18 protein-coding genes are annotated in these 25123 nt (G+C 70.5%); 9 read left to right on the forward strand and 9 right to left on the reverse strand.

Features of this window, described 5'->3' with window-relative positions:
* Positions 1-157 precede the first annotated feature (157 nt).
* The gene (locus DAE25_RS10675) at positions 158-4996 is read left to right on the forward strand and encodes a PKD domain-containing protein (RefSeq protein ID WP_107766182.1); all 4839 of its coding nucleotides are present in this window, start codon (positions 158-160) and stop codon (positions 4994-4996) included.
* On the opposite strand, the gene DAE25_RS10680 is transcribed toward DAE25_RS10675, so the two are convergent.
* The gene (locus DAE25_RS10680; RefSeq protein WP_107766360.1) at positions 4980-5681 is read right to left on the reverse strand and encodes a GNAT family N-acetyltransferase; all 702 of its coding nucleotides are present in this window, start codon (positions 5679-5681) and stop codon (positions 4980-4982) included. The genes DAE25_RS10675 and DAE25_RS10680 overlap by 17 nt on opposite strands.
* Positions 5682-5781: 100 nt before the next feature.
* On the opposite strand from DAE25_RS10680, the gene DAE25_RS10685 reads away from it, so the two are divergent.
* The 8 genes from DAE25_RS10685 (at position 5782) to DAE25_RS10720 (ending at position 18974) form a co-directional block, all read left to right on the forward strand.
* Positions 5782-6996, forward strand: a complete 1215-nt coding sequence (locus DAE25_RS10685) for a pyridoxal phosphate-dependent aminotransferase (protein WP_107766183.1) — start codon at positions 5782-5784, stop codon at positions 6994-6996.
* Between the two features lie 37 nt (positions 6997-7033).
* Complete coding sequence (locus DAE25_RS10690; RefSeq protein ID WP_107766184.1) at positions 7034-7810, forward strand: lysophospholipid acyltransferase family protein; 777 nt, start codon at positions 7034-7036, stop codon at positions 7808-7810.
* 256 nt (positions 7811-8066) lie between these two features.
* On the forward strand, positions 8067-13481 hold the full coding sequence (locus DAE25_RS10695) for a peroxidase family protein (RefSeq protein WP_159083677.1): 5415 nt from the start codon (positions 8067-8069) through the stop codon (positions 13479-13481).
* 170 nt (positions 13482-13651) lie between these two features.
* Entirely contained in the window at positions 13652-14341 is a 690-nt protein-coding gene (locus DAE25_RS10700; protein WP_159083678.1) for a response regulator transcription factor, read from the forward strand.
* 26 nt (positions 14342-14367) lie between these two features.
* Positions 14368-15690, forward strand: a complete 1323-nt coding sequence (locus tag DAE25_RS10705) for a sensor histidine kinase (protein ID WP_107766187.1) — start codon at positions 14368-14370, stop codon at positions 15688-15690.
* Positions 15691-15742: 52 nt separating this feature from the next.
* Positions 15743-17347: a multicopper oxidase family protein gene (locus DAE25_RS10710; RefSeq protein WP_199907533.1), complete on the forward strand. Its 1605-nt coding sequence runs from the start codon at positions 15743-15745 to the stop codon at positions 17345-17347.
* A gap of 6 nt (positions 17348-17353) precedes the next feature.
* Entirely contained in the window at positions 17354-17917 is a 564-nt protein-coding gene (locus DAE25_RS10715) for a hypothetical protein (protein ID WP_107766189.1), read from the forward strand.
* 190 nt (positions 17918-18107) lie between these two features.
* On the forward strand, positions 18108-18974 hold the full coding sequence (locus tag DAE25_RS10720; RefSeq protein ID WP_107766190.1) for an AfsR/SARP family transcriptional regulator: 867 nt from the start codon (positions 18108-18110) through the stop codon (positions 18972-18974).
* Positions 18975-19210: 236 nt separating this feature from the next.
* Here DAE25_RS10720 and DAE25_RS10725 read toward each other — a convergent pair whose 3' ends face one another.
* The 8 genes from DAE25_RS10725 to rpmH form a co-directional block, all read right to left on the reverse strand.
* Positions 19211-20248 carry a ParB/RepB/Spo0J family partition protein gene (locus DAE25_RS10725; protein ID WP_107766191.1) on the reverse strand — a complete coding sequence of 346 codons (1038 nt, stop codon included), beginning with the start codon at positions 20246-20248 and terminating at the stop codon, positions 19211-19213.
* Positions 20245-21186 (reverse strand): ParA family protein, encoded by a 942-nt coding sequence (locus DAE25_RS10730; RefSeq protein ID WP_199907534.1) that lies wholly within the window; start codon positions 21184-21186, stop codon positions 20245-20247. The genes DAE25_RS10725 and DAE25_RS10730 overlap by 4 nt, the downstream gene beginning before the upstream one ends.
* A 398-nt stretch (positions 21187-21584) precedes the next feature.
* A complete protein-coding gene (rsmG, locus tag DAE25_RS10735) occupies positions 21585-22295 on the reverse strand; it encodes a 16S rRNA (guanine(527)-N(7))-methyltransferase RsmG (RefSeq protein WP_234410970.1) in 711 nt (236 codons plus the stop codon).
* Positions 22296-22338: 43 nt separating this feature from the next.
* A complete protein-coding gene (locus DAE25_RS10740) occupies positions 22339-22920 on the reverse strand; it encodes a Jag family protein (RefSeq protein ID WP_407669347.1) in 582 nt (193 codons plus the stop codon).
* Between the two features lie 60 nt (positions 22921-22980).
* Complete coding sequence (gene yidC, locus DAE25_RS10745) at positions 22981-23961, reverse strand: membrane protein insertase YidC (RefSeq protein ID WP_107766193.1); 981 nt, start codon at positions 23959-23961, stop codon at positions 22981-22983.
* Complete coding sequence (gene yidD / locus DAE25_RS10750; RefSeq protein WP_107766194.1) at positions 23962-24219, reverse strand: membrane protein insertion efficiency factor YidD; 258 nt, start codon at positions 24217-24219, stop codon at positions 23962-23964.
* Between the two features lie 13 nt (positions 24220-24232).
* Entirely contained in the window at positions 24233-24577 is a 345-nt protein-coding gene (rnpA, locus tag DAE25_RS10755) for a ribonuclease P protein component (protein WP_107766195.1), read from the reverse strand.
* 33 nt (positions 24578-24610) lie between these two features.
* Positions 24611-24748 carry a 50S ribosomal protein L34 gene (gene rpmH, locus DAE25_RS10760; protein WP_056887998.1) on the reverse strand — a complete coding sequence of 46 codons (138 nt, stop codon included), beginning with the start codon at positions 24746-24748 and terminating at the stop codon, positions 24611-24613.
* Positions 24749-25123 lie beyond the last annotated feature (375 nt).

Consider the following 25123-nt stretch of genomic DNA (forward strand, 5'->3'; position numbering starts at 1 on the left):
CGCCGGGGCGTCGTGCGTCCCATGCTCCACCTGCGGGTGAGAGCGACCCCCAATTTGGGTGAGGTACGCCGACGTGCTCCCCCCAGGTCGACCCCCGTTGTTGTCATGGTCGACCTGACAAGCAACCCACATTGGGTCATTCAACGAGGGGATCACCATGCTCGACCGCGCTCAGGGTGCCGCGCCGGCACCGCACAGGTTCGTCGCCGTCCTGGTGGCTCTCGCCCTCGGCGTCGTGTCGCTCCTGGCGGCCGCCGTGGTGGTGGCGCCCGCAGCCAACGCCGCGCCGTCGGAGCTGAGCCGGGTGGCCGCGTCGTCCGCCGCCGGCACGGGCAAGGCGCACCGGTTGAGGATCCCGACCCAGGTGGAGACGGGCGACCGACTGGTGCTCTTCCTGACCTGGCGGTCGCAGGCCGGCGTCAAGCGGGTGCCCGGCTGGCAACCCCTCGAGTCCCACCGCGGCAGGGGCATCCGCGCCCAGGCCTGGACCCGCGAGGCCACCGCCTCGGACGCGGGTCGACGCCTGAAGGTGGTGCTCCGCAAGGCCGCAAAGGGCGTGCTCGCCGTCACGGCCTACCGCGGCACGAGCGGTCCCGCGCAGGTGACGGCGACCGCCGCACGCGGATCGAACCGACCCGGCAAGGTCCACCGGACCCCGGCGACCCGGGTGACCGACCAGGGCTCGTGGCTGGTCAGCGCCTGGGGCCTCACGGCCGCCAGGGGTCCGGGGTGGAAGGTCCCGTCCGCCATTGACACCGCCACCCTGCGCTCGACGCCCGGTCGCGGCAGGGTGAGCATGCTCGTCGCCGACTCGGGCGCATCCGTCACGCCCGGCACCGCGAAGGCCCGCACGGCCAGGACCAGGGTCCGCGCCGACCGTGCCGCCACGTTCTCCGTCGTCGTGAGCCCGGGCGCCGCCAGCACGCCCGCCAGCACACCCACCACCACACCCACCACCACACCCACCACCACACCCACCACCACACCCACCACCACACCCACCACCACACCCACCACCACACCCACCACCACACCCACCACCACACCCACCACCACACCCACCACCACACCCACCACCACACCCACCACCACACCCACCACCACACCCACCACCACACCCACCACCACACCCACCACCACACCCACCACCACACCCACGCCGGTGAACTCCGCCCCGATCGCCGCCTTCGGGGTCTCCTGCGACGACCTGGACTGTGCGTTTGACGCAAGCACCTCCAGGGACCTCGACCTAGACGCGCTGACCTACGCCTGGGACTTCGGGGACGGCCAGACGGGGACCGGCATCAACGCCGTGCACACCTATGCCGACCCGGGCAGGCGCACGGTCACGCTGACCGTCAGCGACGGCGCCCTCGAGGACGACGCGGCCAGGACCGTGGAGACGGTCATCACGCTCCCCCCGACGGACACCTCCGAGCAGCCGACACCTGGACACGGAGACAGGCTGGTGCCCGAGACCGCCAGCAGGCAGATGCCCGTGATCGAGGACGGCGAGATCTGGGACATCGAGGTCGTCGGCGATCGCGCCTTCGTCGTCGGGGGGTTCCAGGGGCTCACCGACACGGGTCGGGGCGGCGACGTCGTCCCCCAGGCGGGACTCGCGGCCTTCGACCTGACCACGGGCCTCGTCGACCTGGAGTTCCGGCCCACCTTCGGTGGCGGCGCGCCGCGGGCGATCGAGGCGAGCCCGGACGGGACCAAGCTCTTCGTCGGCGGCACCTTCAACACCGTCAACGGGGTGACGCGGCAGAAGGTCGCCAGCCTCGACCTCACCAGCGGCGAGCCGCTGGCGTCCTTCGACTTCTCCCGCGTCACCAACAACCAGGTGCAGGCGCTGGCCGCGACCGACGACCAGCTGTACGTAGGCGGCCGGTTCACCCGGATCAACGGGGTGGTCCTGACCGGCCTCGCCGCCGTCGACGTCACCTCCGGTGCGGTCGACGCCGAGTTCGACAACCAGCTCTCGGGCGGTATCGGTGTCAACGGCGCACTCGGGGTGCAGCACCTGGAGCTGACCCACGACAACGCGAGGCTGCTGGTCGTGCACACCGCCCGGCGGATCGACGGGCAGGACCGCTACGGCGTGGGCCTGATCGGCACGGTCAGCAAGGAGCTGCTGCCGTGGCGCACCCGGCTGTGGGAGGACAACCTGCAGTACGTCGGGGGGATCCAGCGGATCTACGCCGGTGACATCGCACCCGACGACTCCTACTTCGTGGTCACCAGCGGGTCCGGCGGGGACCGGCCGCCGATCAACGACACCGCGGTCGCCTTCTCCTTCGACAACAGCGACGACGTGCAGCCTCGGTGGATCAGCCGGGCGTTCGACAGCATCTACTCTCTGGCGATCACCGAGCACGCCGTCTACCTCGGCGGGCACTTCCAGTGGAACGAGTCGCCCACCTCTCCGATCCCGTGGCCGGGTCTGGACAACCGCGGCTACGGCACCGGTCAGGGGCTCTCGGCGTACGCGCTCGGGGATGCCGTGGTCCGGCGCGACCACCTGGGGGCACTCAACCCCACGGACGGGACGGCGCTGGAGTGGCACCCCGGCTCCAACTCCTTCGAGGGCAACAAGGCCATGGTGGCCACCGAGCACGGCCTGCTCACCGGCGGCGACGGGATGCGGCAAGGCGGCGGACGGGTCGGCCGGGTCGCGTTCTTCGACTTCGACGAGCTGCCCGGGCCCAGTGACCCCGACACCACCATCACCACGCCGATCCAGGGGCGGGTGGTCCCGACCGGACAGGAGACGGTCATCGAGGGTGTCGCGACGTCGTCGGAGCCCCTGACCCGGGTCCAGGTGGAGATCCTGAGCGGGGGGACCCGCGAGGTGCGCGACGCGGTCCTGGGCGAGCGGTCCGGGGACCGGACGCCGTGGTCGCTCGCGGTGACCTTCGACGACGCCCGCGAGATCACCCTCCTCGCCAAGGCCTTCGCGGCCGGTGGCCAGGACCCCGACAAGGCCACCAAGAGGATCGAGTCGTTCAGCTTCGGAGACCTGCCTCCCTCGACATCGATCTCCTCGCCGCGCGACAGCCTGCAGACCGCGACCTCGTTCGTGCTGCGCGGCTCGGCGACCGACGACGTCGGCGTCAACGGCATCTCGCTCTACATCCAGGAGCTCGACGGCGACGGCTACCTGACCGAGGACGGCGAGCTGGTCGACGAGTACACGACGTTCCGCATCGACCCCGACCTGCCCGGGTCGGTCGACACGACCTGGCAGCACCAGGTGAACCTCCCGCACGAGGGTCGGTGGAAGGTCGGAGCGATGGCGATCGACACCGCCGGCCAGTCCGACACCCGGTCGGCGACGCGTGAATACACGGTCACCTCCACCGGCCAGGGACCCACGGTCACCATCAACGGTCCCGTGGAGGTCATCCCGCCCGTGACCTCGCCGGCGCTGGGCATGAGCCCCGGTGGTCCGCTCACCTTCACCGGCACCGCCACCGACGACGAGGCGCTGGCCTCGGTCGAGGTCAGCCTGCGCAACACCACCACCGGGGAGAGCCTCGCCGCGGACGGCTCCTGGGGCCCCGACGTCTACTCGGGATTCTTCTCCGGATGGCACCGCGTCTCCCCGGCTGGCCTCAACGCGACGTCGTACGACTGGAGCTTCACCATGCCGGACGACCTGGTGCCCGGGAGCTACTCCTTCGGGGTGCGGGCCACCGACCAGCGTGACCTGTCGACGTCACGCACCATGCAGGGCGCCATGACCATCGACGTGGCCGTCCCCGGCGACCTGCCGCCGGACGGGCTGCTGGACGTGACCGGCACCCAGACCGGGGACGCGCTGCAGCTCGACCTGACCGGGCGGGCCACCGACGACCTCGGCGTGGACCGGGTGATGGTGACGGTCCTGGAGAACGGCACCCGCCGCTACCTCCAGCCCGACGGGAGCCTGCAGGCGGCCTTCGCCGCCCGCCCGGCCGTGCTGGGCAGCCCGGGCGGGACCAGCACGACCTGGTCGTTGCCGGTCACCCTGCCCGGCAACGGCGACTACTCCGTCACGGCCCGCGCCATGGACACGGCCGACCAGTACGACCGGTCCACGTCCGGGGCGACCGCCCGCTACCGGGTCTTCCCGGGGGAAGAGGCGCCGTGGCTCTGGGAGGACCTGGCCGCTCCCACGGAGGGGGAGGCGTTCACCGAGGCGCGGATCTTCGTCAGCGGTCGTGCCGAGGACGACGTCGCCATCGCCGGGGTGGAGGTCGCCATCAAGAACTCGGCGGGCCTGTTCCTCGATCGCAACGGTGCCTTCAGCACCGCCGAGCGCTACAACGGCACCTTCCTCAACAGTCCGGGATCGGTGGCGTCGAACTACTCGTACACGTCCCCGATCCTCCCCGACGGGGCGTACCAGGTGCTGATCCGGCCGGTGGACACGCACGGCTTCGTCGCCGAGCCGCGGGTGGTCGACGTCAGCGTCACCGGGCCCACCGCCAACGCGGCGCCGGTCGCCGCCGGTGTCGTGACCTGCGCCGGCACCGTGTGCACCTACGACGGCCGTGCCAGCACGGACGACAACGCGCCCACCCTCTCCTACGCATGGGACTTCGGTGACGGGGACGACGACGACAACGCGCTGACCACCCATACCTACACCGGGCCGGGCACCTTCACCCCGACCCTCACGGTCACCGACGAGTACGGCCTGACCTCGACGACGACCTTGGCCCCGGTCACGGTCGTCGAGCCCGCCGGCAACTCGGCGCCGACCGCGGTGAACACCAGGCCCACCTGCGTCGGACTGGTCTGCAACTTCAGCGGCGCCGCGTCCACCGACCCGGACGAGGAGGACGTCCTCAGCCACGCGTGGAGCTTCGGTGACGGCGTCGGGACCTCCACGGCCTCCGGCCCGTCGTACACGTTCGCGGCAGCGGGTACCTACACGGTGACGCTCACCGTCACCGACGGGTGGGGCCGGGCGGACAGCGACACGGTGACGGTCACGGTGGCGCCGTAGGGGGGCCGGGGAGCCGAGGTCGGATGGATGCCCGCCAGGGACCCGTACGCCGCGTCGGCAGGGTCCGGGGCTGCTGCGGCGCGCGGGCCGGGGCGGGGCGCACCACGCCCCACAGCTTCTCCAGCGCCGCCTCCACCTCGTCCTTCCAGCTGATCGCCGAGCGGAGCTCCATCCGCATCCGCGGCGTGGTCACGTGCGCCCGCTGGGTCCGGAAGCCCACCCGCCCGAGGAACTCCGCCGGCATCACGCAGCCGACCGCCCGGCCGCGGGTGTCCCCGAAGGCCTCCACGGCCATCTGGCCGCGGGTCACCAGGTCCCGGGCCATGCCCTGGACCAGCAGCCGGCCGAGCCCGCCACCCCGGGCCCACGGCTGGACCTGGACGGTGGTCAGCACGATGGCGTCCGCCGAGACCGGGGCCGTCGGCAGAGCGGCCTGGCCGGGCACGAAGGCGGCCGGGACGTAGATCGCGTGCCCCGCCACCCGGCCGTCGACGAGCACCACCCGGCCGCACGACCCCCACTCGCGCAGCACCGTGGACAGCCACTGCTGCTTCTCGGCGACGCGCTCGTCGTGGTCGAGGCGGGCGCGGTTGACCGCGTCGAGCTCCCAGAACAGGCAGGACCGGCAGGGCTCGCCCAGCTCGGCCAGGTGGTCGACCGTGATCGGGACGGTACGACGTGTCATGGGGACCTCCTGCGTCCGGGCGCCGCGGGCGACGACCCCGGCGTCGTCCACGCACGCAATCCCCATGCTAGGCCGCCCCGCGGCCTGCGAGGATGGTCCCGTGCGCCCCATCGTCCAGAGCCAGAAGCTGCGTGGAGTCCGCTACGACGTCCGGGGGCCGATCCTGCTCGAGGCACAGCGCCTCGAGGCGGAGGGGCACCGGATCCTCAAGCTCAACATCGGCAACACCGCACCCTTCGGCTTCGAGGCGCCCGAGGCGATTGTCGCGGACATGGTCCACCACCTGCCGAAGTCGCAGGGCTACAGCGACTCCCAGGGGATCTACTCCGCCCGCACCGCGGTGATGAACTACTACCAGTCGCGCGGGCTGCGCGAGGTCGGCGTCGAGGACGTCTTCATCGGCAACGGCGTCTCCGAGCTCATCTCGATGGTGCTCCAGGCCTTCCTCGACGACGGCAACGAGGTCTTGGTCCCGGCCCCGGACTACCCGTTGTGGACCGGTGCGGTGACCCTGTCCGGCGGCACGGCGGTGCACTACCGCTGCGACGAGGCGGACGGCTGGAACCCCGACCTCGCCGACATCGAGGCCAAGATCACCGACAACACGCACGCGCTGGTGATCATCAACCCCAACAACCCCACGGGCGCGGTCTACAGCGAGGAGACGGTCAAGGGGCTCGTCGACATCGCGCGCCGCCACGAGCTCGTCATCCTCTCCGACGAGATCTACGAGAAGATCCTCTTCGAGGACGCCCAGCACCACCACGCCGCGACGTACGCCGGCCACGACGTGCTCTGCCTGACCTTCAGCGGGCTGTCCAAGGCCTACCGTGTCTGCGGCTACCGCGCCGGCTGGGTGATGATCTCCGGTCCCAAGGAGATCGCCACCGACTTCCTCGAGGGACTCACCCTCATCGCCAACATGCGCATGTGCGCCAACGTGCCCGCGCAGCACGCCATCCAGACGGCGCTGGGCGGCTACCAGTCGGTGGAGGAGCTGGTCGGGCCCGGTGGTCGCTACTACGAGCAGTCGATGCTCGCCGACCGGCTGCTCAACGACATCCCGGGCGTCTCCAACGTGACCCCGAAGGGCGCGCTCTACTGCTTCCCGCGCCTCGACCCCGAGGTCTACCCGATCGACGACGACCAGGAGTTCGTCATCGACCTGCTGCGGGCCAAGAAGATCCTGGTCACCCACGGGACCGGCTTCAACTGGTTCGAGCCCGACCACTTCCGGCTCGTGACGCTGCCCGAGGCCGCCGTGCTGGAGGAGGCCATCGGCCGGATCGGCGACTTCCTCGCCACCCGCCGCTGAGCCCGTGCGTCGGGTCGAGTCCCACTAGGCTCACCGCATGCGAGACCTCACGTACCCCCCGATCATCTACACGGCCCTCGCCGGCTTCAAGCTGCTCGGCCAGCGGATCCAGATGACCGGCACCGAGCACGTGCCGCGCACCGGGGGCGTGCTGCTCGCCTACAACCACATCGGGTACGTCGACTTCGTCTACGGCGGCCTGGCGGCGCACCCGTCCAAGCGGCTGGTGCGCTTCATGGCGAAGCGCGAGCTCTTCGACCACCCGGCCGTCGGTCCGCTGATGCGCTCCCTGCACCACATCGAGGTGGACCGCGCGTCGGGTGAGAAGTCGCTCGACGTCGCGCTGGACTACCTCAAGTCCGGGGAGGCCGTCGGGATCTTCCCGGAGGCGACCATCTCGCGGGCCATGGAGCTCAAGGACTTCAAGACCGGCGCGGTGCGGATCGCGGCCGAGGCCGGCGTCCCCCTCGTCCCCGTCATCCTCTGGGGCACGCAACGGATGATGACGAAGGACCACCCGCGCGACTTCCGCCGCGGCAAGACCATCGCCCTCACCGTCGGTGAGCCGATGCACCCCACCGGGGAGAACGCCGCGGCCGAGAACGCCGAGCTCAAGTCCCGGATGAGCGCCATGCTGGACCAGACGATCGCGGCCTACCCGGCCGACGAGCAGCCGCCCGGCTCCTGGTGGCTGCCGCAGCGGCACGGCGGCTCGGCCCCCACGCTGGCGGAGGCCAAGCTGCTCGACGCCGAGGAGCTGCGCGAGCGGGCGCGCAAGCGGGCGGCCAAGCGGGCCGCTGCCAGGGGCGACTAGACCCCTCCCTCCGTCCGGGATCGCGCCCCACCTTTTCCCAAGGCGGCCCGCCCGATGCTGACCCCACCTGACCGCGGGTTGACCGACCCGTGGCCAACCCAGGGAGGGGTACATCGTGAGCATCGAGAAGAAGAGCAGCACGAATCCAGCGTCGGGTCCCAGGATCAGGCCACGGCGACAGACAAGACGCAGGTTGTCGGTGTTCCTGGCCCTCCTCCTCGGGATGGGGATGCTCCAGGGAACCCTCGTAGCGACCATGTCGACAGGTGCCAATGCGGCCGTCGGCCAGGGGTTCAACCTCAACCGCTCCGACCTGCGCTTCATCATGCGCCAGATCAAGATCTCCGAGCAGCACGCCGCCACGCGCACGCCGGCCAACCCGTGCGGGACGCTCGTCGGTTCGGGGGAGTTCCAGGTCCCCGCGACGGGCAACGGACGTGAGCTCCCGTGGGGCCTGCGCACCGTCGACGGCACCTGCAACAACCTCTTCGCCGGCCGGGAGAAGTGGGGCGCCGCCGACACGGAGTTCCCGCGGCACGCACCGGCCTCCTTCCGGGCGGCCGAGGGCGGCACGACCTACGCCTCGAAGTCCGGCACGGTGCAGGACTCCCAGCCCCGGCGGGTCAGCAACCTGATCGTCGACCAGAGCGCCAACAACCCGGCCGCCGTCGAGGCCGCCGGAACGGACCCGGTCGTCGAGTCGGGCACGCTCCAGATCCCCAACGTCGCTCCCGACGTCGGGCTCTCGGCGCCGTACAACTCGGTCTTCACCCTGTTCGGTCAGTTCTTCGACCACGGTCTCGACCTGGTGACCAAGGGTGGCGGCTCGGTCTTCATGCCGTTGCAGGCGGATGACCCGCTGTTCGTCCCGGGCAGCCCGACCAACTTCATGGTCCTCACCCGCGCCACCAACCGGCCCGGGCCCGACGGCCTGATGGGCACGGAGGACGACATCCAGGAGGCGGCCAACACCACCACCGCGTTCGTCGACCAGAACCAGACCTACACGTCGCACCCGTCCCACCAGGTGTTCGTGCGCCACTTCGAGCTCAACGGCGACGGCGACCCTGTCGAGACGGGCGGGCTGCTCGAGGGCCCGGGTGGAGGCATGGCCACGTGGGGAACCGTCAAGGCACAGGCCGCGGCGATGCTGGGCATCCAGCTCTCCGACGCCGATGTGCTCAACGTGCCGCTGCTGGCCACGGACCCGTACGGCAACTTCACCCGGGGTCCCGGCGGCTTCCCGCAGATCGTCACCGCCGACGGCCTCGTCGAGGGCGACCCGGCCGCCAACGGCAACCAGGGCGTGTCGCTCCCTGCCAACACCCTGCGCACCGGGCACGCGTTCCTGGACGACATCGCGCACAACGCGGTGCCCTCCGGCACCAAGACCCCGGACACGGACACCGTGGTCAACGGCCCCGGACCGCTGGCGGACAGCACGACGTACGACGACGAGATGCTCAACGCCCACTTCGTCGCCGGTGACGGCCGCGTCAACGAGAACATCGGCCTGACCGCCATCCACCACGTCTTCCACTCCGAGCACAACCGACTGGTGGAGGACATCAAGAACGTCATCACGACGACGGAGGTCGCCCCGAACCTCGCCGACTGGGTGTCGCCCGCCGGCGTCTGGGACGGCGACCGGCTCTTCCAGGCCGCCAAGTTCGTCACGGAGATGGAGTACCAGCACCTCGCGTTCGAGGAGTTCGCGCGCAAGGTGCAGCCGATGGTCAACGCCTTCGGTGAAGGTGGCACGGGCTACAACGCGGCGGTCAACCCGTCCATCCGTGCCGAGTTCGCCCACGCCGTGTACCGGTTCGGCCACTCGATGCTCAACGAGACGGTGGCCCGCCGCAGTGCGAGTGGGGCGAACACCAGCATGCCGCTGCTCCAGGCGTTCCTGAATCCGCCGGCCTTCCGAGGGCCTACCAACGCCCTGACTGCGGATCAGGCCGCGGGAGCCATCTTCCGCGGCAGCGCCCGACAGGTGGGCAACGAGATCGACGAGTTCGTGACCGGCGCCCTGCGCAACAGCCTGCTCGGACTGCCCCTGGACCTCGCGTCCATCAACATGGCCCGAGCACGCGAGCAAGGAGTCCCGACGCTCAACGAGGCACGGCGCAGGTTCTACGCCGAGTCCAACAACAGCGCGGTCGCGCCGTACGAGAACTGGGCCGACTTCATGTTCGGTCTCAGGCGGCGTGAATCGTTCGTCAACTTCATCGCGGCCTACGGCCGGCACCCGGACATCACCGGCACCAACGCGGCCCGCCGCGACGTGGCCAACGCAATCGTCCACGGAGCGAACGGCCCGGACGGGCAGGCAGCCACTGCCGACGACCCGACCGCCCCGGTGCCGACCGATGCCGTCGACTTCCTCAACAGCACCGGCACCTGGGCGACCCAGTCCACCGGTCTCGAGGACATCGACCTGTGGATGGGTGGACTCGCGGAGAAGCCGATGGTCTTCGGCGGCCTCCTCGGCCCGACGTTCAACTACGTGTTCGAGAAGCAGATGGAGGACCTCCAGGACGGCGACCGGTTCTACTACCTGTCCCGCACCGCCGGCCTCAACCTGCTGACCCAGCTCGAGGGCAACTCGTTCGCCGAGCTGATCATGCGCAACACGGACGTCACCGCACTGCCGGCGGACGTGTTCTCCCGGCCGGACTTCGTCTTCGAGGTCGCCAACCTCGGCACGACGGGTCCCGTCCCCGACGACGTCCTCACCGAGGACTGGAACGAGGGCACGGAGCTCACCCGGATGGCCAACGGCACGCTCCGGTACGCCGGACCCGCGCACGTGGTCTTCAACGGCGTGGACTGCGGTGAGGCGCCGGTCGAGGCGCCCATGGTGCTCTGTTCCGACCCGAGGGCAAACGACCGGGTCTGGTCGAGCGAGGGTGACGACACCATCCGCGGCAACGGTGGAAACGACTGGATGCAGGGGGGTGACGGCGTCGACAACCTGATCGGTGGGCTCGGCGACGACATCCTCAACGACCTGGCCGGGGACGACACCCTCAAGGGCGGCGACGGCGACGACGCACTGTCCTCGGGCCAGGGCTTCGGAGCCGACCTCAACCAGGGCGGTCGTGGCAATGACTTCATCGTCGGTGGCAACGACATGACCGAGACGTTCGCCGGTCCCGGTGACGACTACGTCATGGCCGGCGACGGCGAGGACACGGTCTTCGGCGACGACGGTGACGACTGGATGGAAGGTGGTCGTGGCCCGTTCAACCTGCTGCAGGGCGACAACGGCGCCCCGTTCCAGGACGATCCCAACGAGCCCGGACACGACGTCCTGATGGGCTACGGCGGCGAGACCGACTACGACAGCGAGGGCGGCGACGACATCATGCTGCTCGGCAACGGGATCCAGCGCTCGGAGGGCATGCTCGGCTTCGACTGGGCGACCCACAAGAGCGACCCGTTCGCGGGTGACTCCGACATGGAGATCATCGGGGCCCTGCCGCCGTCGGTGGAGACCAACAAGGACCGGTTCGACCTCGTGGAGGCGTTGTCGGGGTGGACCTTCGACGACACCCTGCGTGGTGACGACCGGGCCGCGGCCGACCTCGGCACCGACCACGAGCTCAACGCGGCGGGCATCGCCCGTATCGCCGGGCTCCAGGCCGTGCTCGGGACCGGCGTGACGTCCTTCCAGGGTGGCAACATCATCCTGGGTGGCGCCGGGTCGGACCTGATCGAAGGTCGTGGCGGTGACGACGTCATCGATGGCGACAAGTGGCTCAACGTCCAGGTCGAGGCTCCCAACGTGGCGACCGCCGACACGGCCGACACGATCCTGGTCGACAACCTGGCGGCTCTGCAGGCCGACGTCTTCGCCGGTCGCATCGACCCGGGATCCCTCCGGATCGTGCGGACAGTCGAGACGACGCCGGCAGGCGCGGGTACCGACACGGCGCTCTTCTCGGGGGCGCAGACCGAGTACACCATCACCGAGAACGCCGACGGGACCACCACGGTGGCCCACACCGGCGGCACCGGGCTGGACGGCACCGACACCCTCCGGGGCATCGAGGCCATGCAGTTCGCCGGTGACCCGGTGGCCACCGCCCCGGGTGCGGTCACGGGCGTCACGGCCGTGGCCGGCGACACCCAGGCCACCGTCAGCTTCACCGCTCCTGCGGACAACGGCGGCTCGCCCATCACCGAGTTCCGGGTCCAGGTCCTGGTCGGAGGCGTGGTGCAGAACACGGTGACGGGCATCGCCCCCACCGCGACCAGCACCGTCGTCACCGGGCTGACCAACGGCACACCGGTCACCTTCCAGGTGATCGCGGTGAACGCCGTGGGCGCCGGTCCGGCCTCGGCTCCGTCAGCCGCGGTGACGCCGTCCGCCAACGCCGCACCGACGGTGACGGCGACCTCCCCGCTCACCGGAGCCACCGGTGTCGCGGTCGGCGGCAACATCACGGCGACCTTCAGTGAGGCCGTCGCCGGGATCAGCGGCGCAACCTTCACGTTGCGTCAAGGCACCGACACCACCGGTGCCCTGGTTGCGAGCGCTGTCACGTCGACAGCGACCACGGCCACGCTGAACCCGACCGCCAACCTGGCGGCCGGCACGGTCTACACCGCGCGACTGCTGACCGGGATCACCGACTCCGCGGGCGCCCCGCTCGCACCGGTCACGTGGTCCTTCACGACAGCCGCCGGCAACGTGGCACCCACGGTGACGGCCCGGACTCCGGCCATCAACGCCACCGGCGTCGCGGTCGGTGACAACGTCACGGCGACCTTCAGTGAGCCTGTCGTCGGGGTCACCGGAGCGAGGTTCACCCTGCGTCAAGGCACCACCGCCACTGGTGCCCTCGTCGGCAGGGCGGTCACCTACAACGCGGCCACCCAGACCGCGACGTTGAACCCGAACGCCAACCTGGCAGCCAACACGGTGTACACAGCGCGGCTCTTCGCCGGGATCACCGACACGACGGGCCTGGCGCTGGCGGGGGCACCGGTCACGTGGTCCTTCACGACAGCGGGGGCGGCCAACGCGGCGCCCACCGTGACGGCCCGGACACCGGCGGTCAACGCCACCGGCGTCGCGGTCGGCAACAACATCACGGCGACCTTCAGCGAGGCCGTCTCCGGGATCAGCGGCGCAACCTTCACGTTGCGTCAAGGCACCGCAACCACCGGTGCCCTCGTCGCGGGCGCTGTCAGCTCGACAGCGACCACGGCCACGCTGAACCCGACCGCCAACCTGGCGGCCAACACGGTCTACACCGCACGGCTGCTGACCGGGATCACCGATTCAGCGGGCGCACAGCTCGCACCGGTCACGTGGTCCTTCACGACAGCAGCCACGGCGCCGGCGACGGTGCCCGGAAGGCCGGCGATCGGCATCGCCGTCCAGGGAGCGGCGGCCGGTGGGGCAATCAATGCCACGGCGAACTGGCCGGAGGCGACGAACACCGGCGGCTCGCCGATCACGGGCTACCGGATCAGGGCACTGCGGATGAGTGCTGCAGGGGCCGTGCTTGCCACGACGACCTCAGCGGTACAGCCGGCGGCCGCACGCACCCTGCTGATGACGCTGCCGGTGGCCGGAAACTACCGGTTCACCGTCCAGGCCATCAACGCGATCGGCAACAGCCAGCAGTCGCTCAGGTCCAACCTGGTCGCAGGAAGGTAGGCGCCGGTCAAGACCAGGGCACCGGAGGCGAGGGACCCGACCCCCTTGCCTCCGGTGCCCTCTTTGTCCCCCCGTCCCCTCTGCTGGGGAAATCCGATCCTCGGGAGCACCTGATGACGCACCTGACTCCTAACCTTCTGGACACCTGTCGGTCCTGGGGAAGGGTCCTGATGACGATCTACATGCAGCCGTCGCCTCTCGCGCCCGAGACGCTCGAGGACCAGGTCGCCCCGACCCGCCCGCGCCGCGTCGTCCTGGTGGACGACCACCGCACCTTCGTGCAGCTCCTGCAGTTCGCGCTGGGCAGCGCCCGGTCCCTGTCCTGCGTCGGCGTCGCGTACACCCCCGAGGACGGCCTCGAGGTCATCGGCGAGCACCATCCGGACCTGGTGGTCATGGACTACGAGTTCCCCGGTTCCCAGTTCGACGGGATCCAGGCGACCGCCGCCGTCACCGCCCGCTTCCCCGACGTCCATGTCGTCCTGCTCACCGGCCACGCCGACGCCGACCTCCTGCACCGCGCGGCCGCGGCCGGGGCACGCGCCCTGCTGCCTAAGGACGGCTCCCTGCCCGACCTGCTCCACGCCCTCCAGACCATCGGACCCGGAGCACTGCTGGTGCACCCCGGGATGCTCCACGAGGCCGCGCCGGCCCAGGTCGACCCGCTCAGTGCTCGGGAGCACGACGTCCTCGCCATGCTGGCGCTCGGGCTCCGCGCCCAGGACATCGCCGACCAGCTGGGGATCTCCAAGAACACCTGCCGGGGCTACATCAAGTCACTCCTGTGCAAGCTGGACGCCCACACCCAGCTCGAGGCCGTTGCCAACGCTCGGAGACGGGGACTCGTGACGGACCCGTGAGGTCCACAGGCCGCCGACGCGAGCGCGTGGACCGGTCCGTCGTCCAGGTGGCGATCACCCGCTTCGCCGTCCTCACCTTCGTCGCCCTTGTCCTCGTCGCGTCGGTGACGGTCTACATGAGCCTCCACATCGCCCGGGACGAGGCCGTGCGTGACGCCCGCAACCGGACGATCGGCATCGCGCGGGGGATCGCCGCCCCGCTCGTGAACAGCGACGTCCGGGACGGCGACCCGGAGGCGATGCGCGCCCTGGACGACGCCCTGAGCAACCGGATGCGTGACGGCACCGTGTCCCACATGGTCGTCTGGGACGTCGACGGCACACCCCTCTGGGGGGACACCCCCGAGGAGGTCGACCACGACGACGGCCTGCCCGTCACCCTGACGGCCGTCGAGGCCGCGGAGGGCGATGCCGTCGACCGGGGGCCTGAGCCGCTCCAGCACGTGGGCGCCGGCACCGACGACCTGGTCGAGGTCTACGTCCGGGTCCTCGACGCGGAGGGCAATCCGTTCGTCTTCGAGGCCTACACGCCCCGTGGCAAGATCCAGGCCGACGCGCGGATCCTGATGCGGGAGCTGCTGCCCCTCACCCTGGGCTCACTGCTCCTGCTCGTCGCCGCCATCGTGCCCCTGTCGCTCACCCTGGCGCGTCGCATCGACCGGGCCAACGCCGGGCGTCGCGAGATCCTGCGTCGCTCCCTGCGGGCGTGGCAGCGCGAGCGCGAGCGCCTCGCCCAGTCCCTGCACGACGACGTGATCCAGGACCTGTCGGCCATGGGCTATGCCCTCCCCGTGGTGCTGGAGGCGCTGCCCGACGACCAGCCGGCCGCAGCGGCCCGGGCCATGGGCGAGCAGATGACCGGCGTGCTGATCCGCAGCGTCCGGGTGCTGCGCGGCGTGCTCACCGACCTCGCCCCGTCGGGGCTGGAGGACGCGGAGCTCGACGCGGCCCTGCACGCCCTGGCCCAGCGGCACCGGGAGCACGGGCTGGGGGTCGAGATGTCGACGGACCCCGACCTGGGCGTGGGAAAGGCGGCCGGGACCCTCGTCTACCGCATCGTCCGCGAGGGCCTCCACAACGTCGCCAAGCACGCGGACGCGACGGCGGCGACGGTCCGGGTCGCCCGGCGCGACGCCGTCGTCGACGTGACCATCGACGACAACGGCCGTGGCCCGGTGCAGCACGACGGGGAGGACGGCCACGTCGGGCTGCGGCTGCTGGAGCACTTCCTCACCGACGTCCACGGCAGTCTGGAGCTCGTCGAACGCCCCGGCGGGGACGGCGGCGCCCGGCTGCGCGCCGTCGTACCGGCCCGGTTGCCCGAGCTCGACGACGCACTGCGCGACTGAGCGACGGGCGCCCGGGCGACCTCCCATCTTTTCCCAAGCGCCCCCTCCTAGCGTGGGTGGATCGAGAGGGGAGATCGTGGTGGACCTGACACGACGAGACGTGGCCAAGCTGTCGCTGCTGGGGGGTGCGGCGGTGGCCCTGCCGCTCGAACGCGCGATCGGGGGGCCGGCGACGCTGGCCAACCGGATCGCCACGAGTGCGCTCCCACTGCCGTTCACGGTCCCGTTCGCGAAGCCACCGGCCATCTGGCCGGTCCGCAGCGACGCCACCACCGACTACTACCGGGTGTCCATGGAGCCGGCCATGACCGAGATCATCCCCGGCCTGCAGACCATGGTGTGGGGCTACAACGGGTCCGTCCCCGGGCCGACGTTCCGGGTCCTCAAGGGGAGGCAGTCGGTTGTCCGACAGGTCAACAACCTGCCCGGCCGACACCCGGTCCTCGACTACACCCCCTGGACCTCGGTGCACCTCCACGGCTCGGCGTCGCTGCCGCAGTACGACGGCTACGCCAGCGACATCTGCAACCCCGGTCAGTGGAAGGACTACGTCTACCCGAACAAGCAGCAGGCGCGGACGCTCTGGTACCACGACCACGGGGTCCACCACACGGCCCAGAACGTCTTCATGGGCCTGGCCGGGATGTACATCATGACCGACGCTGTCGAGCAGGCCCTGCCGATCCCGCACGGGGAGTACGACGTCCCGCTCATCGTCTCCGACATGATGTTCAACGCCGACGGCTCGCTGCTCTTCAACCTCGACGAGGACTCCGGCTTCTACGGCGACGTCATCGCGGTCAACGGGCGGCCCTGGCCCCTGATGAAGGTGCAGCGCCGCAAGTACCGTTTCCGCATCCTCAACGCCTCGGTCTCCCGGTCGTACCGGTGGTCGCTGTCGGACGGGCGGCCCATGACCGTCATCGCGTCGGACGCCGGCCTGATGGCTGCGCCCAGGAACGTCACGAGCCTGCGCCACGCGCCCGCCGAGCGCTACGAGGTGGTCATCGACTTCGCCCGCTACGCGCCCGGGACCCGGATCACGCTGCGCAACAGCTCGCCCAAGAACAACGTCAACTTCGCCAACGTCGACAAGGTGATGGCCTTCGAGGTCACCGGTGACCCGTTCGACCCCGCGAACAACACGGTCCCGGCGGTGCTCGAGCCCTACCAGCCGGTGATGGCGCTGACCGCGGCCGACTCGATGCGCACCCGCCAGTTCGTCTTCCGCCGTGACGGCGGCGAGTGGGTCATCAACAACCGGACGTGGGAGGACGTCGTCCGGAGCAACTTCACCCTGGCCCTGGCGACCACCAACAAGAACGACGTCGAGACGTGGGAGCTGCGCAACCCGTCGGGTGGATGGCACCACCCCATCCACGTGCACCTGGTGGACTTCAAGATCCTCAGCCGCAACGGTAGGCCTGCCCAGCCCTGGGAGCAGGGCGCCAAGGACGTCGTGTTCCTCGGCGAGAACGAGACCATCAGGCTGCTGATCAAGTTCGACGGCGGCTTCGGGAAGTACATGATGCACTGCCACAACCTCGTGCACGAGGACCACGACATGATGGGCCAGTTCGTCGTCCTCGATGGTGCCAACGTGGCCGACGACCCGTTCTCCGTCCCGGCCCGCAACCTGCCCGAGACCCCCCTCTGACGCGCCATGGCGACCACCATCCCGTCCGTGTCGTCGAGCGGCTCGATCGACGAGCCCCTCCCGGGCGAGGGATTCGTCCTCGCGGCAGCCATGGGGGCCGCCATGGCCGGGGTCATCCACCTCGTCGTCGTCCCGGGCCACTGGGCGGTGTCCGCCCCGATGAGCGCGTTCTTCCTCGGTGTCGGGGTGGCACAGCTGGTGCTGGCGGCTGCGCTCGGGCGAGGCCTGCCGGACGCGGTGCTCGTCGGCGTCATCTCCGCCCACCTCGCGATCATGGGCCTGTACGTCGCGTCGCGCACCGTGGACCTGCCCTTCGTCCCGCCGCACGACGCGGCGCACGAGATGGAGCACCTGCCCGTGCCCGGCGCGGTCGGTAACGGGATCCCGACCTACCCGGGCTCCCGGGTGGAGCCGGTCGGGGTCCTTGACCTGCTGTGCCTGGTCGCCGAGCTGGTCCTGGTCATCTCCGTGGCCGCACTCCTGCCGCCGCGCCTGCGCGGCATCATGACCACCGTGATGGCCTGTGCCGCGGTGCTGGCCGTGCTCTGGCGGGTGTGGGTCCTCTCCTGAGCCCGCAACGGGCCCGTTCCGGTGCTTCGTCATGTGCTCCCGTACCGAAGGGGCGCACGAGTCCGATCGGGTCAGACGAGTCCGTCCGGGTCAGTGCCGCTGGGGGGATGCGACAACCCCCTCGCAGGGGCTGATGCGGCAATCCCTCCCTCCCCGACGATGAAGTCCGGACGGGGAGCGGAGGGGTTTCATGATCGGGGTCACGTTGCTGGGCCAGATGTCGGTGGACGGTGCGGTCAGGCTGGGGGCGGCCGACCTGGGGGGCGTCAAGCCGCGCCAGCTGCTCGAGCTCCTGGCGCTGGAGCACGGCCGTCCGGTGCCCAAGGAGGCGCTGGCCGACCGGTTGTGGGAGCAGCGGCCGCCCGGCGGGTGCATCACCACGCTGGAGAGCTACGTCTGCCTGCTGCGGCGCAAGCTGCGGCTCCCCGCGGGTCGGCACTGCGCGATCGCCACCAGCCACGGGGGATACCTGCTGGACCCCGAGCACGTCCGGGTGGACCTCGACGACGTACGTCGACTCCTCGAGGGCGACGCCGCGTCGGTCCTGGAGGGCCTGGACCGCATCCCGGGGGACCTGCTGGCCGACGAGCCCTACGCGAGCTGGGCGGAGGAGGCGCGGACCTCGTTCGCCGAGCTCCTGGCGACGGCCTGCACGAGGGCCGCCCGGGAGGCCAACGTCTCGGGGGACCACGCGACGGCCGTGCGCCTCGCCACCGAGGCCACCCGGCGGGACACCTTCTCCGAGCCGGCACTGCGCGAGCTGATGCGCGGGCTCGTGGGCATCGGCGACCGGACCGCCGCCCTGCGCGCCTACGAGGAGATGCGGTCCCGGGTGGCCGTGGACCTGGGTCTCGACGTCGACGCCGAGACCCGGTCGCTGTTCCTCGACACGCTGCAGCAGGACCGCAGCTCCGGGCGCGACTGCGACCGGGCGGAGGCATCGGCGCTGGTCCGGCTGCTCCGGAGCACCCTCGACAGCAACCCCGACGTGCTCACCGGGATGCCCGGTTCCCTCGCGCTCGTCCAGGCGCTCCGGTCGCTACCGGCGACCGGATGACGGGGACACATCGATATGTCACTACCTCGACTTGTTGCTATCTGGCTTTGTCGACAAACATTGTCGTCGCAGGTCAGCGGCCCGTGAGCGCATAGTTTGGGATGATCTGGTCGGTTCCGCCGCCGCCTTTCCGACCAGATCGTCCCAAACTAGGTGCGCTGGGACAGCGGCCAGCACAGAGGAACGACACTGGACGTACGACGCCCGGCGCGCCGCCGGCGGTCGCCGGGCGGACCTCAGATGGGGCGGTCGGTGCGGTTGCGGGGGTCCATGACCTCCACGATCCGCCGCAGGTCGTCCAGCGAGGCGAACTCGACGGTGATCTTGCCCTTGGATTTGCCCAGGTCGACCTTCACCCGGGTCTCGAACCGGTCGGAGAGCCGCTCGGCCAGGTCACCCAGACCAGGCGCCGTCGGGCGGGAGCGCTGAGCCCGCGGGGACCCGGTCCGGCCGGGGCCGAGGGAGACGATCTCCTCCAGACCACGCACGCTGATGCCCTCGGCCGTGACCCGGGCCGCCAACCGGTCCTGGAGGTCGGCGTCCTCGACGCTGAGCAGGGCCCGGGCGTGCCCGGCGGACAGCACACCGGCCGCCACCCGGCGCTGCACCGCGGGCGAGAGCTTGAGGAGCCGCAGGGTGTTGCTGATCTGGGGGCGCGAGCGGCCGATGCGCTGCGCGAGCTCGTCGTGGGTGCAGCCGAAGTCCTCCAGCAGCTGGCCGTAGGCGGCCGCTTCCTCGAGGGGGTTGAGCTGCGAGCGGTGGAGGTTCTCCAGGAGGGCGTCCCGGAGCATGTCGTTGTCGTCGGTGTGCCGGACGATGGCGGGGATGGCGGTGAGGCCGGCCTCCTGCGACGCCCGCCACCGGCGCTCGCCCATGATCAGCTCGTAGGAGTCCTCGCCCGTGCGGCGTACGACGACCGGCTGGAGGAGGCCGACCTCGCGGATCGAGTGCACCAGCTCGCCCAGCGCCTCCTCCTCGAAGACCTGCCGCGGCTGGCGGGCGTTGGGACGCACCTGGTCGATGGGGAGCTCGGCGAACCAGGAGCCGGCCACCTCCCCGCCCGCCGCAGGGACGGGCGCCGCGGTGTGGTCCGACGTGGAGTGGTCCGACGTGGCCGGGTCTGAGCCGGGCGCCTCGCCCGCCGTCACGTGCGACCCGTTGTGCGTGGGCGCCCCCGGCGCCTCCGCCAGGGCTGACTCGGGGGGAGCCGTGGGGATCAGCGACCCGAGGCCGCGACCGAGGCCCCGGCGAACCGGCTTGGGGGTGGACGTCATCGTGGTGCTCCCTTGGTGGCGATCTCGCGGGCCGCCTCCAGATAGCTGAGTGCACCCGCCGACGCCGGATCGTAGGTCATCACGGTCTGCCCGTACGACGGCGCCTCCGACACGCGGACCGACCGCGGCACCGCGGTCTTGAGGACCTCATTGCCGAAGTGCTCCCGCACCTCGCTCGCCACGCCGGCCGCCAGCCGGGTGCGAGCGTCGTACATCGTCAGGAGGATCGTGGAGACGACGAGCGCGGGGTTGAGGTGCTTGCGCACCATCTCCACGGTCTCGAGGAGCTGGCCCAGGCCCTCCAGTGCGTAGTACTCGGCCTGGATGGGGATGAACATCTCGCGGCCGGCGACCAACGCGTTCAGCGTGAGGAGGCCGAGGGACGGGGGACAGTCCACCAGCACGTAGTCGAAACGCTCCTCGCCCGCCTCCGCGGCCGTTCCGATCCACGGGTGCGCGGCGAGCGCCTTCTGCAGGCGGCTCTCGCGGGCGACCACGCTCACGAGCTCGATCTCGGCGCCGGCCAGGTCGATGGTGGCGGGCACCACCCACAGGCCGGGCAGGTCCTCGCTCGGCGTCATCACGTCGGCGAGTGGCTCGCCCTCCACCAGCATGTCGTACGTCGAGGGCACGCCCCGGTGGTGATCGATGCTGAGTGCGGTCGATGCGTTGCCCTGGGGGTCCAGGTCGATGACGAGGACGCGCTGACCGAGCTGGGCCAGTGCGGCGGCCACGTTGACCGTGGACGTCGTCTTGCCGACCCCACCCTTCTGGTTGGCCACCACAAAGACGCGGGTCTCCTCCGGACGCGGGACCTCGCGTCCCCGGTGCAGACCTCCGGTGCGCGCGAGCACGGAGTGCTCCGCCGCTCGCGCCAGTGGGGTGGTCTCGTCGTGGAATCCCGTGGTGCCCTCGGCCACCTCCGCGGCGGTCCGCACCTGGAACGGCCGGGCCGGTGTTTCACGTGAAACGGACTGCGATCGCGCGGTTTCACGTGAAACCGCCCCGGCCTCATCCTGTGGATGAACTGCGTGGGTCTGTGGATATTCACGCTCAGCAGGGCGGTCAACACCGGTGGAAAACTCTGTGGTGTCGCCGGACACGCTGTGCCGGTCGTCCCAGTCATCCCGGGGGAGGGACGCGGGCGTCGGGTGGTCCTCAGACACGGGCGAGGCCTTTCGCTGTCTCACGCGGGACGCGTGTTCAGGACGGACATGGTGCTAGGAACGGGCTTGGTACAGGAACGGGCATGGTGCAGGGAACAGGCATGGTGCACAGGAACGTGGGGAACCACGCACGCACAGGTGCGTCGCGGACCGCGCCGGGCCAGTGCTGGTCAGCGGGAGCGACGGCGGCGTGAGCTGCGCTTCGTCGAAGCAAGCGGCCAACCTACCCGCGCAGGGTCGGACCAGGCCACTCTCAGCGCGTGCGTGCTGTGGACAAGGACCCCCTCGCCGAGCGTCAACACCTCCGGCTCCGCGCAGCGCCACTCCTGGAGCACCGGGCGTGCGGAGTCGATCTCCTCCGCGACGTTCGACCCCTTCATCGCCACCAGGGCGCCGTCGGGGGAGACGAGCGGCATGGACCACTGAAGCAAGCGCTCGAGGGGTGCCACGGCACGCGAGGTGACCACGTCGAACGTGCGCATTCCGTGCAGGGCGTCGGCCCGACCGCGCACCACCTCCACGTGGGGGAGCGACAGTGCCGACACGACCTCCTCGAGGAACGTCGTGCGCCGCAGCAGTGGCTCCACCAAGGTCACCCGGAGGTCGGGACGCGCGATCGCGAGCACCAGGCCCGGCAGTCCCGCGCCCGACCCGATGTCGCAGACCGTGGCATCCTGCGGCACCGCTTCACCGAGGACCGCACAGTTCAGCAGGTGGCGGTCCCACAGGCGGGGGGCTTCCCGAGGGCCGATCAGACCTCGGACCACGCCCTCGGTCGCCAGCAGGTCGGCGTACGCCACCGCCAGGGGCAGACGGTCAGACGCGAACACCCTCCCGGCCTCGTCGGGCGGGGAGGGTGCGCGGTCGTGCTGTTCGGTCACGGGGCTCGTTTCACGTGAAACACGGACCTGACGGGGAGACCGATCAGGCGGGCAGGATGACGACGTAGCGCTTGGGCTCGGCGCCCTCGGACTCGGAGGTGAGGCCGGCGGCGGCCACGGCGTCGTGGACGACCTTGCGCTCGAACGACGTCATCGGCGACAGGGAGAGCTGCTCGCCCGTCTCCTTCACCACCGCGATCTTCTCGGCGGCGAGCTCCACGAGGCGGGCCCGCTGGTCGGCGCGGTGCCCCGAGATGTCGAGCATCAGGCGGGAACGCTCACCGGTCTCGCGGTAGACCGCGAGGCGGGTCAGCTCCTGGAGGGCGTCCAGCACCTCGCCGTTGCGCCCGACCAGCTGGGAGAGGTCGGCACCGACGATGGAGACCGCAGCGCGGTCGCCCTCGACGTCCATGTCGAGGTCCCCGTCGAGGTCGGCGATGTCGAGCAGCTCCTCGAGGTAGTCGGCGGCGATGTCGCCCTCCTGCTCGAGGCGCTCCACCTTGGAGAGGCGTCCTTCCTCGGAGCCGGTGTCCTCGGAGGCGCCGTCGGAGGAGCCCCCGGCGACGTCCTCCGTCGAGGTATCGGTGCTGTCGGTGTCCTGCAGGGTCTCGGTCGGATCGCTCACGTGGGTCACTCCTGGATCATCGATGGGCAGCGGGTCTCCCCGCGGACAACTGGGGAAGGGTCAGGAACCCTTGGGCTTCTTCTTGGCCTGCCGCTGCGCCTTGGTCTGGCGCTTGGGCTGGACGCGGGGGGCCGCCGGGGGCTCCTCCACCGCGGTCGTGGCGCCGAGCTCGTCCTGCGTCGCCTGCGCCTCGGGCACCAGGCCCTTGCGCTGCGCCTTGGCCTTGTCGCGCTCCTCCTTGGCGGCGAACGCCGGCGTGCCCGGAGCGGGATTCCTGCGGATCACGTAGAACTGCTGGCCCATCGTCCACAGGTTGGAGGTGGTCCAGTAGAAGAGCACGCCGATCGGGAACGCGATGCCGCCGACCGCGAAGACGACGGGGAGGACGTAGAGCAGAAGCTTCTGCTGCTGGGCGTAGGGACCCGTGAGCGCGTCGGCCGGCATGTTCTTGCTCATCAGCTGGCGCTGGGTGAGGAAGGTCGTGGCCGTCATGGCGAGCACCAGGACGGCGGCCAGCAGCCGCACGCTCCAGTCGTCCGTGCTCAGGAAGGTGTCGGAGATCTTGGCCCCGAGGAAGACCGCGTCACGGAACTGGTTGTTGAGCTCCTCGGTCATCAGGCCACGCTCGACCGCGGGGTCCTTCGCCGCCTGGTCGATGAGCCGGAACAGCGCCAGGAAGATCGGCATCTGCAGCAGGATCGGCAGGCACGAGGCGAACGGGTTGGTGCCCGAGTCCTTGTAGAGCTTCATCGTCTCCTGCGCGAGACGCTCCCGGTCGTGGCCGTACTTCTTCTGCAGCTCCTTGACCTTGGGCTGGATCAGCTGCATGTTGCGGCTGGACTTGATCTGCTTCACGAAGAGCGGGATCAGGGCGATCCGCACCACCAGGGTCAGGCCGATGATGGACAGCACCCACGCCACGCCCGAGGCCGGACCGAAGATGTCGCCGAAGACGTTGTGGAAGCCCAGGAGCACCGCGGAGATGACGTAGTACAGCGGCGCCATGATGAAGCCGCCCACGGCCTGGAAGAAGTCGATCACTCATGCTCCTCGGGTGGAGGTGGGATCCGGGCCGGCTGGTGCGGCACGGGGTGGAACGGGGTCGTAGCCGCCGGCGGCCCATGGGTGGCACCGGGCGAGTCGTCGTACGGAGAGCCAGCTGCCGCGGATCGAGCCGTGCTGGGTGACTGCCTCGAGCGCGTACGCCGAGCACGAGGGGTGGTAGCGGCAGACCTGGCCGTAGAGCGGGCTGATGACCGCACGGTAGGCGCGGAGCAGTCCGATCAGCAGCAGTCTCACGCATGCACCCCGGTCACGACATCACCCTCGACAGGCAACGGTCCAGGTCGGCCCCGAGTTCCGCGTACGACGCCGTGGCGCTGGCCGGGAGGGCCCGGACCACGAGGACGGCAGAACCCGAGAGCCCCTGCAGCGATGGCAGGTGCTCCCGGGTCAGGTGTCGGAGCCGACGCTTCACACGGTTGCGGACCACGGCGTTGCCCACGGCCTTGCTCACCACGAAGCCCGCGCGGACCGGTGCGTCCGGCTCGCTCCGGTCCAGGTGGACCACGAGGGTCTGGGCGCCGGAGCGGTGGCCGGAGCGGACCGTGACGCGGAACGCGTCACTGTCGACGAGCCGGTGGTGCGCCGGCAGCACGGCCGTGGCCCTGAGCGGACGCCGAGGCGTCGCTCAGACGGCCAGGTCCTTGCGGCCCTTGCGGCGGCGCGAGGACAGGATCGACCGGCCGGCGCGCGTGCGCATGCGCAGGCGGAAACCGTGCACCTTGTGACGGCGGCGGTTGTTCGGCTGGTACGTACGCTTGCTCACGAGTTGTCTCCGATGCGTTTTCTGAAGGTGTCCACTCCACAGCCGGTGGATCGGTGCTCCGACCCGGTGCAGGGCACCGGTGCGGGGAACGGCGCTTCGGCCGGCACCGCCCACCCACGCGCACGCCCCGGTGGGCGTGAAGTCGTGGACATGCGGCACCCGTCGACACGAAGTGGTGACAGGGGAAGGTCGTGCATCGCCCAGAGGCGACCGGCCAACGGTACGCGGGAGGCGAAGACAGGGTCAAACTAGCGATGATGACACGAGTCCCACGCCTGTGGATGACTTCTTGCCGCGAGTGTCGCGACCTTGTTAGGTTGCGGGCGATCCGGTGCGACGAGATGGCCCGCACCACCGCACTTCCCCCGCGGTACG

The sequence above is a fragment of the Nocardioides terrigena genome (assembly GCF_003047265.1).
Lineage (GTDB): Bacteria > Actinomycetota > Actinomycetes > Propionibacteriales > Nocardioidaceae > Nocardioides > Nocardioides terrigena.

Bases quoted from the DNA above. Each gene is read 5' to 3' on its own strand.
- DAE25_RS10715 (WP_107766189.1), top strand. From the start codon at position 17,354: ATGGCGACCACCATCCCGTCCGTGTCGTCGAGCGGCTCGATCGACGAG.
- DAE25_RS10675 (WP_107766182.1), top strand. From the start codon at position 158: ATGCTCGACCGCGCTCAGGGTGCCGCGCCGGCACCGCACAGGTTCGTC.
- DAE25_RS10695 (WP_159083677.1), top strand. From the start codon at position 8,067: ATGTCGACAGGTGCCAATGCGGCCGTCGGCCAGGGGTTCAACCTCAAC.
- DAE25_RS10690 (WP_107766184.1), top strand. From the start codon at position 7,034: ATGCGAGACCTCACGTACCCCCCGATCATCTACACGGCCCTCGCCGGC.
- DAE25_RS10680 (WP_107766360.1), bottom strand. From the start codon at position 5,681: ATGACACGTCGTACCGTCCCGATCACGGTCGACCACCTGGCCGAGCTG.
- DAE25_RS10700 (WP_159083678.1), top strand. From the start codon at position 13,652: ATGACGATCTACATGCAGCCGTCGCCTCTCGCGCCCGAGACGCTCGAG.
- DAE25_RS10725 (WP_107766191.1), bottom strand. From the start codon at position 20,248: ATGACGTCCACCCCCAAGCCGGTTCGCCGGGGCCTCGGTCGCGGCCTC.
- DAE25_RS10720 (WP_107766190.1), top strand. From the start codon at position 18,108: ATGATCGGGGTCACGTTGCTGGGCCAGATGTCGGTGGACGGTGCGGTC.